Below are 16,753 nucleotides of genomic sequence, written 5' to 3' on the forward strand. Positions count from 1 at the left end.
AGCCGAAAAGTCGAAGCCCCACCAACGGCTAAACGCTGATGGGGCTTCCCCTTTGCCCGAAAACTCACGGACAGGACCGGAAACTCCCGGGCTCTTCGAAACTAGGCTTGCGCGGGCTCCTCGGCAGGTGCCAGGACCACGTCGCTCACCGTGAGTTCGCCGTCAGCGGCTACCAGTGAAATCTCCTGTGCATTGGCCGCAGCCTTCAAATCTCCCAGTCCAGCTTCCAACTGCACAACAAAGGATTCGCCCGCAGTGATCGTGGCGGAGCGAACTTCGGTGCGCTGTTTGACCTTGGCCTCTGACTTGGCCTTGCGGATGCCGCTCAGCGCAATGCCAACGGTGCCCAGCATGGTGGTGTCGCCGTCGACGATTTCCAGGGCCGCCGGCCACGCCGCGCGGTGCACCGAGCCTGCGCGCCACCAGCTCCAGACTTCTTCAGTGGCGAAGGGCAGGAACGGTGCGAACAGGCGCAACAGTGAATCCAGTGTGGTGGCGAGGGCCGCAAGGACGGAGGCCTGCTCTGTCTCGCCGGCGGCACCGTAAGCGCGGTCCTTGATGAGTTCAACATAATCGTCAGTGAACTGCCAGAAGAACGATTCCGTGATCTGGAGGGCCCGGGCGTAGTCGTAGTTGTCGAACGCCTTGGTGGACTGTGCCACCACGTCGGCCAGCTGTGCCAGCAGCGCGCGGTCCAGGGGGTTGCCCAGGACGGAAAGGTCCGCGCTGACAACCGAGTTCTCGGTTGCGCCCAGGTTCAGCACGAACTTGGAGGCGTTGAGCAGCTTGATGGCCAGGCGGCGGCCGATCTTCATCTGGGCGATCTCGTAGGCGGTGTCCGCGCCAAGCTTGGCCGAGGCAGCCCAGTAGCGAACGGCGTCGGAACCGAATTCGTTGAGGACGTCGGTCGGAACCACCACGTTGCCCTTGGACTTGGACATCTTCTTGCGGTCCGGGTCCAGGATCCAGCCCGAGATGGCAGCGTGCTTCCACGGTGCGCTGTTCTGCAGGGCATCCGCCCGCACCGCCGAGGAGAAGAGCCAGGTGCGGATGATGTCGTGGCCTTGGGGACGGAGGTCGAAGGGGTAGACCTTGCCGAACAGTTCCTCGTCACGGCTCCAGCCCCCCACGATCTGCGGTGTCAGGGAAGACGTGGCCCAGGTATCCAGGACATCCGCGTCACCGATGAAGCCGTTGGGCTGCTCGCGCTGGGACTCGTCGAAGCCGGGCGCCGCGTCTGCCGCAGGGTCCACGGGCAGGGACTCGTCGGACGGGAGGATCGGGTTCGCGTAGTCCGGGTTGCCCTGGGCATCAAGCGGGTACCAGACGGGGATCGGCACACCGAAGAAGCGCTGGCGCGAAACGAGCCAGTCCCCGTTCAAGCCGGAGATCCAGTTCTCATAGCGGGAGCGCATGAAGGACGGGTGGAACTCGATCTCGTGTCCTCGCGCGATCAACCGTTCACGGCGGTCCTCGTCCCGGCCGCCGTTCCGGATGTACCACTGGCGCGATGTGACAACTTCGAGGGGCTTGTCGCCCTTTTCGAAGAAGTTCACCGGGTGCGTGATCTTCGTGGGCTCGCCGTCCAGCAGATCGGCAGCCTTGAGGAGTTCCACCACGGCTTCCTTTGCGCCGAACACCGTCTTTCCAGCGATCGCGGCATAGGCTTCACGGCCGGCGTCGGTGGTGATCCATTCCGGAGTCTCCGCGATGATGCGCCCGTCGCGGCCCACAATCGCCCGCGTGGGCAACTGCAGCTCGCGCCACCAGGTGACGTCCGTCAGGTCGCCGAAGGTGCAGACCATGGCGATGCCCGAGCCCTTGTCCGCCTTGGCAAGCGGGTGCGCCTTGACCTCCAGTTCGACGTCGAACAGGGGAGACGTCACGGTCTTGCCGAACAGTGGCTGGTAACGCTCGTCGTCGGGGTTTGCCACCAGAGCCGCGCACGCCGCGAGCAGTTCCGGGCGCGTGGTCTCAATGTAGATCTTCTCGCCGTCGGCGGTGAAGAAGGGGTAGCGGTAGTACGCTCCGGCAACTTCGCGGTCCTCCAGTTCGGCCTGCGCGACGGCGGTGCGGAACGTCACGTCCCACAACGTGGGAGCCTCAGCCATGTAGGCGTCGCCGGCATTCAGGTTCGTGAGGAAGGCGCGCTGGGACACCGCACGGGAAGTGTCATCGATAGTGCGGTAGGTGAGGTCCCAGTCCACGGACAAGCCAAGAGTCTGGAACAGGTTCTCGAAGACCTTCTCGTCCTCGACGGCGAGTTCCTCGCAGAGTTCGATGAAGTTCTGCCGGGAGACGACGTCGAAGTCGCGCTGGTTCTTTGCGGGCTCCGCCGGCGGGCGGTAGTCGGCGTTGTACGGAATGGCGGGATCGCAGCGGACGCCGTAGTAGTTCTGGACGCGGCGCTCGGTGGGCAGGCCGTTGTCGTCCCAACCCATCGGGTAGAACACGTTCTTGCCGGTCATGCGCATGTAGCGGGCCTGGACATCCGTCTGCGTGAACGAGAACATGTGGCCCACGTGGAGCGAACCCGAGGCGGTAGGCGGGGGAGTGTCGATCGAGTAGACCTGCTCCCGGGTGGTGTCCGGGTTGAACTTGTAGGTTCCTTCGTCCAGCCAGCGCTGCGTCAGGGCAGCCTCAAGGCCTTCAAGGGCCGGCTTGTCGGGAACGTTGATGGGGGCGGTGGCGGGCGTGTCTGTACCCTGCGTTGATTCAGCCATGCGCCAATTGTTTCATGGCCCCCATTGTTCCGCGGCACGCGGACGTGCAGTAGCATGCGGCCCATGACGGAACTCAAAGATGTTTTGGCTATCAAGCGCATCTATGACGAGGCAGCCGACGACGACGGCTACCGGGTTTTGGTGGACCGGCTCTGGCCGAGAGGGGTATCCAAGGAACGCGCCCGTTTGGATCTCTGGCTGAAGGAGATCGCACCGTCGCCGCAGCTGCGCACGGAATTTGCGCACATGCAGGAGCGCTTCGCGGACTTCAAGAAGCAGTATGAGGCCGAGCTGGAAAAGAATCCCGCCGTGGACCAGTTGCTGGAGTTGGCGGCCGGCAAGAAGCGTGTGACGCTGCTCTACGGCGCGAGGGATCCAGAGATCAACCACGCCCGCGTGCTCCTGGGGTTCTTGCTAGGCGTCGGGGCGGCAGGGACATGACCCCGCAGCACCCGCGCTTTGCGCGGGCTTACGCCCGAGCGGTTCCAGCGATAAACCGCCGCGGCGGCACCGAGCACCGCCGCAGTTTGGTGGCCGGCCTGCTGGGCCGGGTCATCGAGGTCGGTGCCGGCGAGGGCTCGTCGTTCGGCTTGTACCCGGCCACTGTGGAAAGTGTCCTCGGGGTTGAACCTGACGACTACCTCAGGGGCCTTGCTGAGGGGAAGGCAAAGCTCGTTGCTGTCCCGGTCACGGTTGTTCCCGGCACCGCCGAGAACATTCCAGCGGCCGATGGCGAGGCGGACGCCGTCGTGGTCAGTCTTGTCCTGTGCAGCGTCGCTGACCAAGCTGCGGCCTTGGCGGAAATCCGCCGCGTGCTTCGTCCCGGCGGAACCTTGGCATTCTACGAACACGTGCGCTCGGAACGGAAGGCATTCGCCGTCGTCGAGGATCTGCTCACTCCCGTTTGGCAGCGCATGGCCGGAGGCTGCCACCCCAACCGCGACACGCTTCAAGCAATCGCCGCCGCCGGTTTTCAGGTACTGGACACCGAGCGTTTCGGCTTCTCGGCCGGACCACTGTCCCCGCCGATCGCCCACATCCTTGGCCGTGCGATTTCTCCCGATGAACCACGTTAGGGTGGTGCCATGACTGAGGAAGTACAGACGAAGACTGCAGTAGTGACCGGCGCCAGCACAGGAATCGGCGAAGCCACAGTGCGGGCCCTCACCGCAGATGGATGGAAGGTGTTCGCCGTCGCCCGCCGAGCCGAACGGCTCGAGGCCCTCGGCGCCGAGACCGGCGCTGTGCCGTTCGCAGCGGATATTACCAACGACGACGACGTCGCCGCCTTGCTCTCTGCGGTCACCGAAGCAGGGGGAGCAGACACCCTCATCAATATTGCCGGCGGCGCACGAGGCGCAGACACCCTGGCCAATGCCCAGACCGAAGACTGGGACTGGATGTACCAGGTCAACGTGCTCGGCACCCTGAAGCTGACCCGGGCGTTCCTCCCGATGCTGCGGGCCAACGGCGAGGGCACCGTCCTGAACTTGACGTCGACCGCGGGATTCACGGCCTACGAGGGCGGCGGCGGATACAACGCGGCCAAGTTTGCCCAGCACGCGATGACCGGCGCCCTGCGCCTGGAGGAAGCGGAGAACAACATCCGCGTCATCGAGGTAGCACCCGGTCTCGTCCGCACTGAGGAATTCGCGCTCAACCGCCTCGGTGATGCCACTGCGGCAGCCAAGGTGTACGCCGGCGTCGAGAAGCCGCTCACGCCTGAGGACGTCGCCGACGTCGTCAAGTACGCGGTGTCCGTGCCGCACCACATCAACCTGGACGAGATCATCGTCCGTCCGGTGGCACAGGCTGCCACCCACAAGTTGATCCGCAAGGGCTGAGGGGTACCGGCGCCGCGCGCTCCACGCCCCAAGTGGAGCGCGCGGCGCCGCTGCCGCTAGACTTGTGGCACAAGCTTTGACCCGGACATCACCGGTGAGCTTCCGGAAGAACGCCCACCAAGGGTCAGTAGAACCGGACGGGTAAGCCCGTCACAGCAGCAATGAGCGGCCGACGCCGGAACAGCTCCTCCTCAAGGGAGCAGCGCCAGCGGCGGTAAGTGAGGTGGTACCGCGGTACCGGCGCTGTTGGAAACAACGGCCTGGGGCCGTCCTCGCATCCTGAATGAAACTTTGTGTTCACCGGCTCAACCCAGGATGAAGAGATGACGTACTACCCCAAGGCCTCCGCAACACTGTCCGGCACAGCTCTGTCCGGCCCCGCAACAGGGGTGTCGGCCTCCGTGAAGTTCCCGGAGATCGAAGAGCGCATCCTCAAGTACTGGGATGAGGACGGAACCTTCCAAGCCAGCATCGACAACCGCGATGCGGGCCGCGATGGCAGCAACGAGTTCGTCTTCTATGACGGCCCTCCCTTCGCCAACGGCCTGCCCCACTACGGCCACCTCCTGACCGGTTACGCCAAGGACCTGGTGGGCCGCTACCAGACCCAGCGGGGCAAGCGCGTCGAGCGACGCTTCGGCTGGGATACGCACGGCCTTCCCGCTGAGCTCGAAGCCATGAAGCAACTGGGTATGACTGACAAGACCCAGATCGAAGCCATGGGCATCGACAAGTTCAACGACGCCTGCCGCGCCTCCGTCATGAAGTACGCGGACGAGTGGAAGAGCTACGTCACCCGCCAGGCACGCTGGGTGGACTTCGACAACGACTACAAGACACTCAACGTCGAATACATGGAGTCGGTCCTCTGGGCCTTCAAGCAGCTCCACGAGAAGGGCCTCACCTACAACGGCTACCGGGTCCTGCCGTACTGCTGGAAGGACGAGACCCCGCTGTCCAACCATGAGCTGCGCATGGATGATGACGTCTACAAGAACCGCCAGGACCAGACCGTCACCGTGACTTTCCCCATCAAGGCGGGGGAGTCGGACCTCTCCAAGTCCCTTAAGGGTGTGCAGGCTCTCGCCTGGACCACCACCCCCTGGACACTGCCCACCAACCTGGCGCTCGCCGTCGGGCCTGACATCTCCTACGCGGTGGTTCCAGCCGGTCCGAACGGCATCAAAGCGGCCTCCCCGGAGGCCCCGGTGACGGGCAGCTTCCTGCTGGCCGCCGATCTCCTCGGCACTTACGCCAAGGATCTCGGGTACGACGACGGCGCTGCCGCGGCCGCGGCGGTCACCGCCAGTTACACGGGCACCCAGTTGGCCGGCCTGGAATACGAACCGCTTTGGGATTACTTCTCCGACGTCGAGAAGTACGGTACGCAGAACGGCTGGCGGTTCCTCGTAGCGGACTACGTCACCACCACCGACGGTACGGGTATCGTCCACCAAGCCCCGGCCTACGGTGAAGACGACCAGAAAGTCTGTGAGGACGCCGGTATCCCCGTGGTCCTCTCCGTTGACGAAGGCGCCAAGTTCCTCCACCTGTTCGCGCACGGACCCCTTGCCGAGATCTCCGGGCTGCAGGTCTTCGATGCCAACAAGCCCATCACGCAGGCCCTGCGCTCCGGCGGTCGTTTGGTTCGCCAGGCCAGCTACGAGCACAGCTACCCGCACTGCTGGCGCTGCCGCAACCCCTTGATCTACCGTGCCGTGTCTTCCTGGTATGTGGAGGTCACCAAGTTCAAGGACCGGATGTCCGAACTGAACCAGGAGATCAACTGGATCCCCGGCAACGTCAAGGACGGACAGTTCGGCAAATGGCTGGCCAACGCCCGCGACTGGTCCATCAGCCGCAACCGTTACTGGGGCTCGCCCATCCCGGTGTGGCAGTCCGATGACCCCGAGTACCCGCGCACGGACGTTTACGGCTCGCTCGCCGAGATGGAGACCGATTTTGGCCGTCTTCCGATGAACAACGACGGCCAGGTTGACCTGCACCGCCCGTTCATCGACGAACTGACCCGGCCCAACCCGGACGACCCGCGTTCCCCAGAACAGGGCCAGTCCACCATGCGTCGTGTCGAGGACGTCCTGGACGTCTGGTTCGATTCGGGCTCCATGCCGTACGGCCAAGTGCACTACCCGTTCCAAAACGAGGAATGGTTCGACACCCACAACCCGGCCGACTTCATCGTGGAGTACATCGGGCAGACGCGCGGCTGGTTCTACATGCTGCACATCTTGTCCACAGCGCTCTTCGACCGGCCGGCCTTCCGCAATGTGATCAGCCATGGCATCGTCCTGGGCTCGGATGGGCAGAAGATGTCCAAGAGCCTGCGTAACTACCCGGACGTCTCCGAGGTCCTGGACCGCGACGGCTCCGACGCGATGCGCTGGTTCCTGATGTCCAGCCCAATCCTGCGCGGCGGCAACCTCGTGGTCACCGAGCAGGGAATCCGCGACGGCGTCCGCCAGGTCATCTTGCCGCTGTGGAACGTGTACAGCTTCTTCACTCTGTACACGAACGCCTCCAATAGTGGCGCCGGCTATGACGCCAAACTGCGCTACGACGGCTACACGGACACCCTGGACCAGTACCTGCTGGCAAACACCGGGGACCTCGTCCGCAACATCACTTCCAGCCTGGACGACTACGACATTTCCGGCGCCTGCGATGAACTGCGCAGCTACTTGGACATGCTCACCAACTGGTACGTGCGCCGCAGCCGCCAACGCTTCTTCGACGAGAACGCTGACGCTTTCGACGCCCTCTACACGGCGCTCGAAGCCGTCTGCCGTGTCTCTGCATCGCTGCTTCCCCTTGTTTCCGAGGAGATCTGGCGGGGCTTGACCGGCGGCCGCTCCGTGCACTTGGCGGATTGGCCCGAGGCCGCGCTGTTCCCGGCAAACCCGGATCTCGTGGAAGCCATGGACCGCGTCCAGCAGATCTGCTCGGCCGGTTCAAGCCTGCGCAAGGCCGCCAACCTCCGCGTTCGCCTGCCGTTGCAGGAACTCACTGTGGTGGCACCCGGTGCGGATGCGCTGGGAGGCTTCGCCGCCGTCGTCGCGGATGAACTGAACCTGCGTTCCGTCCGGCTCTTGGATGCCGCCACGGCGTCGCCGGAGGAATTCGGCATCGAGCAGAAACTCGTGGTCAATGCCCGCGCGGCCGGTCCACGCCTGGGCAAGAACGTCCAGCAGGCCATCAAGGGCTCCAAGTCCGGCGACTGGTCGGTTTCCGATGAAGGAGTGGTCACGGCAGGCGGCCTCGAACTGGAACCGCAGGAGTACACACTGGAAACCGTCGTCGCGGAATCGGCTGACGGATCGTCCGCGGCCGTTGCTGTCCTCCCCGGTGGTGGCTTCGTGGTCCTGAACACCGAGGTCACCCCCGAACTTGCTGCCGAAGGCCTGGCGCGCGACATGGTCCGTGCCATCCAGCAGGCCCGCAAGGACGCTGGACTCAACGTCAGCGACCGCATCCACACCACCGTGCTGGCTGTCCACGACGTTGTTGACGCGCTTCGCGCCAATGAAGAGTTGGTCAAGACCGAAACCCTGTCCCTCAAGCTCGACCCCGTCGTCTCCGGCGACGCCGTCGAGCCGCAGATCACCGTTACAAAGATCGAGGCCTAGTACATGAGCGACGAATTCTCCGTAGAAAGCGTCTACGCCGAACTCCTGGGCCGCGCCCCGGAAAACAAGATGGAGCCGCGGCTTGCGCCGCTGTACCGGGCCATGGACGTGCTGGGCGAACCCAACAAGGCGTTCCCGATCATCCACATCACGGGCACTAACGGCAAGACATCCACTGCCCGCATGATTGAGGCTGGGCTCCGCGCCCATGGCTTGAGCACCGGCCGCTACACCAGCCCGCACCTGTCAAAGGTCACCGAGCGCATCAGCATAGACGGCGAGCCGGTTTCGGATGAGACCTTCGTCCGGATCTGGGACGAGATCCGGCCTTACCTCGAGATCGTGGACAAGGAACTCGAGGCCGACGGCCAGCCCAAGCTCACGTACTTCGAGTGCCTGACCATTCTGGGTTTCGCGATCTTCGCTGACCAGCCCGTCAATGTCGCCGTCATTGAGGTTGGCCTTGGTGGCATCACGGATGCCACCAACGTGGGCGACGGCCAGGTTTCCGTGGTGACGCCGATTTCCCTCGACCACACGGATCTCCTGGGCGACACCACCGAGGACATCGCCCGCGAGAAGGCCGGGATCATCAAGCCTGGCGGCTTCCTGGTGAGCGCAGCCCAGCCCGTGGACGCCGCGCAGGTGCTCTTGGAGAAGGCGCGCGAGGTTGGGGTGCCGTTCCGCTTTGAAGGCGTCGAATTCGGTGTGGAGTCCCGCAGCGTCGCCGTTGGAGGTCAAGTGCTGACCATCCAGGGCCTCGCGGGCCGCTATGAGGATCTGCTGCTGCCTTTGCACGGCGCCCACCAGGCCGAGAACGCCGCAGTAGCCGTCGCGGCCCTGGAGGCGTTCTTCGGTGGCGGCGAGAAGGAGCTCGACGGCGATGTCCTCCGCGAGGCTTTCGGCAATGTCACGTCGCCCGGCCGTCTTGAGGTGGTGCGCACCGCTCCCACGATCATTGTGGACGCCGCCCACAACCCTGATGGCATCCGCGTCTCGGCCGAGGCAATTGAAGAGGCCTTCAGCTTCAGCAAGCTGGTGGTGGTCCTCGGAGTCCTCAAGGAAAAAGATGCGGAAGAAATCCTGCGCCAGCTCAAGGAATCCCTGGGCGGACTGGCGGAGGAGTTCTGCTTCACGCAGTCGAGCTCACCGCGGGCTATCCCGGCCGCGCAATTGGCCGATCTCGCCGTCGACCTTGGCTTCGGTGCGGACAACGTCCACATTGCCGAGAAGCTGGATGATGCGATCGAATGGGCTGTGGAACGCGCAGAAGCCAACGAAGACCTGGCCGGCGGGGTACTTGTTACCGGCTCCATCACCGTGGTGGCCGAAGCCCGCATGCTCCTTGGAAAGGCCGGTGCTTGAGTATGGCCAAACTCACGAAGGCCCAGCGCGAATGGCGCCCGGGGATGCCCAAGAAGCGCCGTTCCACCAAGGTGATGTTCGCTTCGACCGTGCTCCTCCTGGAAGCTTTCGTCGCTTTCTTCGCCACTTTGGCTGTTTTCGGCCTGAAGCGTGGAGAGATATCGCCGGCACTGATCCTGACATTCGGCATTACATTAAGCGTGGTGCTGGTCCTGGCCTGTGCTGTCCTCAGCAAGCCGTGGGGCGTCGGAGTTGGCTGGGTTTTGCAGCTGGTCCTGATCCTTACTGGATTCGCCGAGCCTACGATGTTCGTCGTGGGAATCCTGTTTGCGGCGTGCTGGTGGTACGGCATCCGCGCCGGCATGAGGATTGACCGCGACAATGCCAAGCGCGATCGCGAACAAGCCGAGTGGAACGCCTCGCACGGGGAAGACGCTACGGGTCAGTCCGTTTGAGCCTAACCCCGTAAACTGGCTGGGAAACCCACACACCACCACATTGGAGCAACCGTGAGCATTGAGCGCACCCTTGTACTGATCAAGCCCGACGGCGTCGCCCGCAACCTGAGCGGCAGCATCCTCGCCCGCATTGAGTCCAAGGGATACTCCTTGGTCGAATTGAAGAAGGTCAACGCCACCCGCGAGCTGCTGGAAGAGCACTACGAAGAGCACCTCGGCAAGCCGTTTTACGAGCCGCTGGTTGAGTTCATGCTCAGCGGCCCGGTTGTCGCCGCCATTTTCGAGGGCCATCGCGTGATCGAGGGCTTCCGCTCTCTTGCCGGAACCACGGACCCGACGACGGCGGCACCCGGCACAATCCGCGGTGACTTCGGCCGCGACTGGGGCCTGGCCGTGCAGCAGAACCTGGTGCACGGTTCCGACTCGGTGGATTCCGCCGAGCGCGAGATCAAGATCTGGTTCGGCGCGTAGTTTTCCCCAAGCCAATGGCTGAAGGGGCCCATGTTCACGCGAACACGGGCCCCTTCTGAGGTTAATTGCTCAATTACGGTATAAGCGCTCAGTAGCCCGATGTGCCAATGAAGACGTTGATGAAGGCAAAGAAGATGCTCGCAATCACGGCAACGTAGAGCAGCGCGGAAATGATCCAACCGGATTCGCCCAGGATCTTGGCCAAGCGCGCGGGAGCCGGAATGACCCCATGCACCACGTTCCTGATGGTCACGAACACGAAAAGCGGAATCATGCATGCCCACACCACCATGCAGAACGGGCACAGGATGTGAATGACATACAAAGCCTGCGACCACAGCCACACGATGAAGATGAAGCCCAGCGTCACGCCGGTCTGAAGCCCGATCCAGTACCAGCGGGCGAACTTGGCCCCCGCAAAAATTGCCATGGCAGTGGTGATGATCACGGCAAAGGCCACGATGCCGATGAACATGTTGGGGAAGCCGAAGACCGAACTCTGCGGTGTCTTCATGACGCTGCCGCAGGACACCCACGGATTGACGTCGCAGACCGTTGCGTGGTTCGGGTCGATGAGGACCTGCAATTTCTCGAGGACGAGCGCGCCGGATGCCAGCCAGGCTATGGCACCGGTGACGAGCAGCAACCACGCAATGGGCCGGTCGCGGACCATGGGCGGTACCGCCGCGTCGGCGGTGTTTCCTCCATCGGGGCTTTTCCTTGCATTGTCCTTCCGGGCTTTCTCGTGCCGGAGGGAGCGGGCGTCGTTATTGGCCAGGTTCGGGCTGGCGGGGCTCGGCATGGTTAGCGGTCCTTTACTGGAAAGCCCGGCCCGGGGCCGGGGGTGCTCTTGGGAGGATTCTAGCCTCGGTGGCTGGATGCGGCGTCCAGAGGGTCACGGCACGCAAGCTTTCGCGAGGTGATTCCTGCCGGGAGCGCGGGCGTGTGAGAGAATGAACATGGCCGGAAGCCGATCCACATGCGGAATCCGGTCCGGTATCTTGTTCGCAAGACCGCCATTCACGTGCAGGGCATGCCCAGGATCCGTTGATCCACGGTAGGCCCGCGGTGGCAATGGACGGCACCTGGTTGTGGCACTAGAACAACGGGTTTGGATCAAGGCCGGCTTTCCGTGAATGCCGCACCCTCAAGCTGGTGCGAACCGGAGAGACCACTACTGACTTCTGTCAACGCCTGCGGGTTTTGACAATATTTGCCCCTCTGGGCGCCGGATGTGGCGGTTGCGCAAGGGCAGGAGTGTCACCACATATGGATAACGAGCAAGTTGTAGCCGTCGCCGAAGATGCGGCGTCCACCGAGACCACTGAAGCGCCCAAGAAAGCCACCCGAACCCGCCGCAAGGCGGTGCCGAAGACGTTCGCTGCGGAAGAAACCCCCGACGCCGGTGCTGCCGCATCCGCTGCGGAGCCGCCTACCGAAGATGCAGGCGCCGAAGCGTCCAAGGCTCCTGTCCGGCGTAGCCGGACACGCAAGAAGGTCGAAACTCCCGAGCCGCTGCCAGGATTCGCACAGGAAGCTCCCGCCGGTGGCGAGGCAGCAGAGGCTGCCGCCGTCGTGGAACCTGAAATTGCGGCAGAAACTGAAGCGGTCCCGGAAAAGCCGGTCCGCCGTCGTCGTACTACGAAGGCGAAGACCGCAGAGCCGGTTGCCGAAGAATCCGAGGTTGAAGCGCTGGTTACCGAGGTTGCGCCCGTGGAACCGCCGGCTGCGGAGATTGCGCCCGAGGAAACCACCGAGGAACCGGCCGCCAAGCCCGCAGCTACAAGCCCGGTCGCCTCGCTGTTCCTGGAACCGGCCTCCGTCACGTCCATGATCTTCCAGGCACCGGACTTGAGCGCAGTTGCCAAGCCGGCCGTCGTCGAAGGGGAATCTCAAGCCGACGTTGAGGAAGCTGCCGAGGAGGGCGAGCTCGATGATGCCGGCAGCCGCCGCCGCCGTCGCAGCCGCGGGCGCCGCGGGCGTCGCGGCACCGAACGCGAAGATGCCGCTGGAGAAGAAGCTTCCGCGGAATCCGATGACGAAGTGGAAGTCGGCACCGAGGAAGTCCTTGAGGAAGGCGTGACCTCCCGACGTCGTCGGCGCCGCCGTCGTGGCGACCAGGACCTGGAGCTGACGGGCGGCGGAGACGACGATCCCCCCAACACTGTGACCCGTGTCCGCGCTCCCCGCGCACACGTTGAGTCCACCAGCAGCTCCGACCGCGTCACTAGCGTCAAGGGCTCCACTCGCCTTGAAGCCAAGAAACAGCGCCGCCGCGAGTCCCGCGAGACCGGTCGCCGCCGCCAGGTCATCACCGAAGCCGAATTCCTGGCTCGCCGCGAGTCCGTGGACCGCCAGATGATCGTTCGCCAGCGCGACGACAGGATCCAAATCGGTGTCCTGGAAGACGGCGTGCTCGCGGAGCATTTCGTGTCCAAGACACAGCAGGATTCCCTGATCGGCAACGTCTACCTGGGCAAAGTCCAGAACGTTCTGCCGTCGATGGAAGCCGCATTCGTCGACATCGGACGCGGCCGCAACGCCGTGCTGTACGCCGGTGAAGTCAACTGGGACGCCGTCACTCTGGAAGGCAAACCGCGCCGCATTGAAAACGCCCTGAAGTCCGGCGATTCCGTGCTGGTACAGGTCACCAAGGACCCCGTTGGCCACAAGGGTGCGCGCTTGACCAGCCAGATTTCGCTCCCGGGCCGCTACCTCGTGTACGTGCCCGGGGGTTCCATGACCGGCATCTCCCGCAAGCTGCCCGACGTCGAGCGCAACCGTCTGAAGAAGATCCTCAAGGATCGCCTCCCCGACAACGCGGGCGTCATTGTCCGGACCGCGGCTGAAGGTGCTTCCGAGGAAGAGCTGACGCACGATATCAACCGACTGCGGGCCCAGTGGGAAGGCATCGAAAGCCAGTCCACGTCCACCAAGATCCTCGCGCCCGAACTGTTGTACGGCGAACCGGACCTCACCATCAAAGTTGTCCGTGACGTCTTCAACGAGGACTTCTCCAAGCTCATCGTCTCCGGCGATGAAGCCTGGGACACCATCGAGGCTTACGTGACCTACGTGGCTCCGGATCTGGTAGGCCGCCTTGAGAAGTGGACTTCAGACCAGGACATCTTCTCGGCATGGCGCGTGGACGAACAGATCCACAAGGCATTGGATCGCAAGGTCTTCCTGCCCTCCGGCGGCTCCCTCGTGATCGACCGCACCGAGGCCATGACCGTTGTTGACGTCAACACCGGGAAGTTCACCGGCAGCGGTGGCAACCTCGAGGAAACCGTCACCAAGAACAACCTTGAAGCTGCCGAAGAAGTGGTCCGTCAGCTGCGCCTGCGCGACATCGGCGGAATCATTGTCATCGACTTCATCGACATGGTCCTGGAATCCAACCGCGATCTCGTGTTGCGCCGCCTGGTCGAGTGCCTCGGCCGGGACCGCACCAAGCACCAGGTTGCCGAAGTGACCTCGCTTGGCTTGGTCCAGATGACCCGCAAGCGTATGGGCACCGGACTGCTTGAGGTCTTCGGCGAGCAGTGCGAAACCTGCGCAGGGCGCGGAATCGTCACGCGCGACGAGCCCGTGGAGCACCGCCGGGCCAACGTGGTGGCCGCTGAACATCACCACCCGCGCACGGAGTCACAGCCGACTGTCCGCCCGGAGCAGCGCAAGCGCCGCCGCGGCAGGGGCACGGGGCAAGGGACAACTGAGCTTCCGCTGACCCCTCCGGCTCCGGTCCACGTCGAATCGACGGATCCTAATCGTCTGGCAGCAACCCGCGCTGCCCTCGCCACCATCGCGGCTGCGGCCCACGCTGCACACCTGCACGACGACGAGCTACACCACGCCGCGGAATCGCTCGCTGGCGGGCACGTAGCGGAAGCAACCCCGGTCCAGGCTCCCGCGGCCCCGGTTCAGGCTCCTGCTGCCGCTTCGAGTGGCGAGGAACGTTCAAAGCCTGTCCTGCGATTCGGCGGCGAGGAAGTGGCGTTGCCTTTCGTCCACCACGAAGAAGAGCCAGCGAGTGGCGCACCAGCCATGAGCTTGGATCTGTTGGCAAAGGCGTTCGCAGGCCTCGGCGAGGCCCCGGACACCGCGAGGATGGCGACAGAAGCCCAGGAAGCCCCCGCAGGGGCCTCCGCCGCTGCAACCGGGGAGTCCTCGGAATCAGGATCGCGTGGACGCCGAGGTCGCCGCAACCGTAGCGCCAGCCGGGCCCAGGGTGCCGCCAACGCCACCGACGTGGAGCACCACGAGGTTGCCGCCCCTGCCTCCGGCGGGGCCGCGCACGAGGCCAAGGCCCCCGATGCTGCTCCGGCTAAGTCGACGGCGGCAGCGGAACCGATCATCCTCGGAGTCGGCGTGCCCAAGTCCGAGCTCTGAGCGAAGTACCCTGTCCGAAGCCCCGGCCGTTTCCGCTCCTGTGAAACCGCCGGGGCTTCGGCGTTGCTGGCCATTTCAGCGGGCGCCGTGTGATCCGGGTTAAGCTAAGGGACTGACACGGGGTGCCGCGCACCAAGCCGGCTGAGACCAGACCCGTTGAACCTGTCCGGTTAGCACCGGCGAAGGGATGTCTCGTATGACTGTTTCAGCCCAATCAGCTGTCTACCCGCTCAAGGCCATCCAGCGCCCTATCCCCAGGGTCCTCAGCATTGCCGGCTCGGATCCTTCGGGTGGTGCCGGGATCCAAGCCGATCTGAAGAGCATTGCGGCCAACGGCGGCTACGGCATGGCCGTCATCACTGCGCTCACCGTACAGAACACGCAGGGGGTCACTGCCGTCCATGTGCCTCCCGTGGCGTTCTTGCGCCAGCAGTTGGACGCCATTAGCACCGACATCACGGTTGATGCCGTCAAAATCGGTATGCTCGGGGACGCCGCGGTCATCCACGAAGTTCGCCGCTGGCTCGGCGAGGCGCGCCCCGCCGTCGTCGTGCTGGATCCAGTGATGATCGCTACCAGCGGCGACCGGCTCTTGGCGGAGTCCGCTGAAACCGCACTGCGGGAACTTCTGCCCCTCGCTGACTTGGTGACCCCCAACCTTCCTGAATTGGCCATGCTGCTTGGCGAACCTGAAGCCACTGACTGGGCATCGGCGTTGGAGCAGGGCAAGCGCTTGGCTGCTGCCTGCGGAAACACCGTCCTGGTGAAGGGCGGCCATCTGAGGGGAACCGACTGCCCGGACGCCCTGGTCAACACCGGGGGACTCCTGAGCCAGGACGTCGTCGAGTTCGGCGGCCTGCGGGTGGAGACCCGCAACAGCCATGGCACGGGGTGTTCCCTGTCCTCAGCGATGGCGACGGCGAAGGCGCGGCTTGGCGATTGGGAGTCAGCACTGCGCGTTGTCAAGCCGTGGCTCCAGGAGGCGCTGACCCAGTCCGAGGTGCTGGAAGTGGGGAAAGGCAACGGACCGATCCACCACTTCCACGCGCACCAGCACGCCCTCCAACCGGGTGCTTTCGCGGTCCGGATGTGGGACGCCGCCCAATCGGAACTCGAGGCCATCTACGGACTGGACTTCATCAGGGAACTGCAGTCCGGCGCGCTTGGTGAAGAGCAGTTCACCTACTACCTGTCGCAGGATGCCATCTATCTCAACGGCTATTCCCGGGTTCTGGCGCGGGCAAGCGCCCTCGCTCCCAGCGAGACCGAACAGCTGTTCTGGGCCCGCGGTTCGCAGATGTGCCTTGAAGTCGAGTCCGAGCTGCACCGGAACTGGCTCAGCGGACGCCAGGCAAGCGGAGAACCGGGACCTGTCACCAAAGCTTACGTGGACCATTTGCTGGCGGCATCGGCGTCGGGCAGCTATGCCGTGTTACTGGCTGCCGTCCTGCCTTGCTACTGGTTGTACGCCGAGGTGGGACAGCAGCTCCATCATGGCTATCTTCAGGCGGAAGCCTCGGAGGAGCACCCTTATGCGGACTGGCTGCGCACCTATGCGGACGAGGCGTTTGCTGAGGCTACCCGCAGGGCAATCGACATCACAGATGCTGCCGCGCAGACAGCCTCCCTTGGGGAGCGGGCCGCGATGATGGAAGCATTCGCCCAATCCTGCCGCTACGAAACTGCGTTCTTTGATGCTCCACGTGTGCATGGTTGAGCCTGGTTTCTGACGCGGAAAAGTTGGATCGTCAGGCCGTTTCGGCGGGAGCCGCCGCGTGTCGGACCAACGATCCGTACTTTTCCAGGCTGGCAGGGTAAGGTAGACGGGCACGGTACCGGACGGCGACATAGCCAGT

The 16,753-nt window shown here is 64.1% G+C and carries 11 protein-coding genes and 1 riboswitch; of the genes, 9 read left to right on the plus strand and 2 right to left on the minus strand.

The features are described 5' to 3' along the window. Window positions 1-101: 101 nt before the first annotated feature. Entirely contained in the window at window positions 102-2,723 is a 2,622-nt protein-coding gene (gene valS, locus AC3ANQ_RS10020) for a valine--tRNA ligase (protein WP_488304922.1), read from the minus strand. Between the two features lie 63 nt (window positions 2,724-2,786). On the opposite strand from valS, the gene AC3ANQ_RS10025 reads away from it, so the two are divergent. The 7 genes from AC3ANQ_RS10025 to ndk all read left to right on the plus strand — a co-directional run bounded on the left by AC3ANQ_RS10025 (window position 2,787) and on the right by ndk (window position 10,505). Continuing rightward, window positions 2,787-3,164, plus strand: a complete 378-nt coding sequence (locus AC3ANQ_RS10025) for a DUF488 domain-containing protein (protein WP_488304923.1) — start codon at window positions 2,787-2,789, stop codon at window positions 3,162-3,164. Further along, complete coding sequence (locus tag AC3ANQ_RS10030) at window positions 3,161-3,799, plus strand: class I SAM-dependent methyltransferase (RefSeq protein ID WP_488304924.1); 639 nt, start codon at window positions 3,161-3,163, stop codon at window positions 3,797-3,799. Before AC3ANQ_RS10025 ends, AC3ANQ_RS10030 begins: the two co-directional genes overlap by 4 nt. 9 nt (window positions 3,800-3,808) lie before the next feature. Then, window positions 3,809-4,567 carry an SDR family oxidoreductase gene (locus AC3ANQ_RS10035; RefSeq protein WP_488304925.1) on the plus strand — a complete coding sequence of 253 codons (759 nt, stop codon included), beginning with the start codon at window positions 3,809-3,811 and terminating at the stop codon, window positions 4,565-4,567. A 323-nt stretch (window positions 4,568-4,890) separates the two neighbouring features. Next, entirely contained in the window at window positions 4,891-8,211 is a 3,321-nt protein-coding gene (gene ileS / locus AC3ANQ_RS10040; protein ID WP_488304926.1) for an isoleucine--tRNA ligase, read from the plus strand. Window positions 8,212-8,214: 3 nt separating this feature from the next. Then, window positions 8,215-9,576, plus strand: a complete 1,362-nt coding sequence (locus AC3ANQ_RS10045; protein WP_488304927.1) for a bifunctional folylpolyglutamate synthase/dihydrofolate synthase — start codon at window positions 8,215-8,217, stop codon at window positions 9,574-9,576. 2 nt (window positions 9,577-9,578) lie between these two features. Next, window positions 9,579-10,031, plus strand: coding sequence for a DUF4233 domain-containing protein (locus tag AC3ANQ_RS10050; RefSeq protein WP_488305298.1), 453 nt, complete (start codon window positions 9,579-9,581; stop codon window positions 10,029-10,031). 54 nt (window positions 10,032-10,085) lie between these two features. Beyond that, window positions 10,086-10,505, plus strand: a complete 420-nt coding sequence (ndk, locus tag AC3ANQ_RS10055; protein WP_268021400.1) for a nucleoside-diphosphate kinase — start codon at window positions 10,086-10,088, stop codon at window positions 10,503-10,505. An 88-nt stretch (window positions 10,506-10,593) separates the two neighbouring features. On the opposite strand, the gene AC3ANQ_RS10060 is transcribed toward ndk, so the two are convergent. Next, a complete protein-coding gene (locus tag AC3ANQ_RS10060) occupies window positions 10,594-11,307 on the minus strand; it encodes a vitamin K epoxide reductase family protein (protein WP_488304928.1) in 714 nt (237 codons plus the stop codon). 467 nt (window positions 11,308-11,774) lie between these two features. Here AC3ANQ_RS10060 and AC3ANQ_RS10065 point away from each other — a divergent pair, with 467 nt between their 5' ends. Both AC3ANQ_RS10065 and AC3ANQ_RS10070 read left to right on the plus strand, forming a co-directional pair. Then, complete coding sequence (locus tag AC3ANQ_RS10065) at window positions 11,775-14,897, plus strand: Rne/Rng family ribonuclease (RefSeq protein WP_488304929.1); 3,123 nt, start codon at window positions 11,775-11,777, stop codon at window positions 14,895-14,897. Between the two features lie 108 nt (window positions 14,898-15,005). Then, a riboswitch (TPP riboswitch) is annotated at window positions 15,006-15,102 on the plus strand. Then, window positions 15,094-16,614, plus strand: coding sequence for a bifunctional hydroxymethylpyrimidine kinase/phosphomethylpyrimidine kinase (locus AC3ANQ_RS10070; protein WP_488304930.1), 1,521 nt, complete (start codon window positions 15,094-15,096; stop codon window positions 16,612-16,614). Its footprint overlaps the riboswitch before it by 9 nt. Window positions 16,615-16,753 lie beyond the last annotated feature (139 nt).

This window comes from Arthrobacter sp. DMZ02-1R, assembly GCF_057747935.1.